The sequence below is a fragment of the Mycolicibacterium peregrinum genome (assembly GCF_001665625.1).
In the GTDB taxonomy this organism is placed as follows: domain Bacteria; phylum Actinomycetota; class Actinomycetes; order Mycobacteriales; family Mycobacteriaceae; genus Mycobacterium; species Mycobacterium peregrinum_B.
The window spans coordinates 1-1,014 of sequence record NZ_LZSY01000066.1 but is presented as its reverse complement, the minus strand read 5'-3'; the positions used below and the strand labels follow the sequence as shown (position 1 = coordinate 1,014).

The 1,014-nt window shown below is 65.8% G+C and carries 1 pseudogene; it reads right to left on the bottom strand.

Annotated features, from left to right (window positions below):
- Window positions 1–1,014, bottom strand: a pseudogene (locus tag A5779_RS08810) (tyrosine-type recombinase/integrase); the annotation flags it as partial.

The window sequence follows — 1,014 nt, the reverse complement described above, 5'->3', positions numbered from 1 at the left end:
GATCGGCCTGTAGGAGTCATAGCTGCGTGGTCGTTGGCCCTGGTGCTGGTAGCGCACCCCGAGGAACAGGTACTTCGTCTCCAAATCCGGGTAACGCCGCCGGATCCAGTCTTGCTGTTCGCTGATCACGTTGACCACGGCCTGCTCGACCAGAATGGTGGGCACCACCCCGTCGACTTTGGTCTGCTGGTAACGCAGTTTGGCCACGAACCCATCGGGAACGTCGGTGGCTCCCGCGGGGCGGTCATGCCCCGGGATCGGCTGCAGCGGGTCGAAATCGAGCATCAGAATCTCCGAGGCCCGGCGCCCGGTCAACGCTTGCAGCAGCCAGATCCGGGCCGCTTGCGGATCGCCGAGACCAGCCACGACCGAGATGGTGGAATCGGGATGGGTGATGACCACCGGTTTGCCCGCATCGGCGGCCAGCACGTCGAGATAGCACAGCATCCGCTGCAGCTCGGCGGTCGAAAACCAGGTCAGCTCCCGGCCGCCGGTAGGGCGTCGGCTGCGAAACGCCGCACCCCACAACCGGGTATGGGTGTCGGTCAACCGGCTCCAGCGAGGATCTCCGGTCGCTGCCGCGGCTTCCTCGGCATGGTCCACCATGAACGTGTAGAACATCTGAATCTTGGACTGGACGACCGCGATCGTCGCCGCCGACAGCGGACGCTCCGGTTTGGCCCGCGCGGCAGGTGATTTGAGGTATTCGGTGAACTCGGTGAACACCAGCCGCAGCGCCGCCCGGTCGGTGCTGATCACCGGATCATCGATCCCGCGTTCAGCCAGGAACGGGCCCAAGTGGCGGGTGAAGCCGCGGGCGCGCGCGATCACCGACGACCAGCGCAGCAGTTCAGCCGTCAAGCAGGTGCGCAGCCAGAACCGCACCCCTTCCCGCAGCCAGGCCGGTTCGATCCCGCCGAGTCGGGCAACCTGGTCGTGGCAGGGTTCGTGCTCACGCTGCGGGATTCTGGGATCAGCGTCAAGATCCCAGATGTCATGAGCCCACCATGGCCG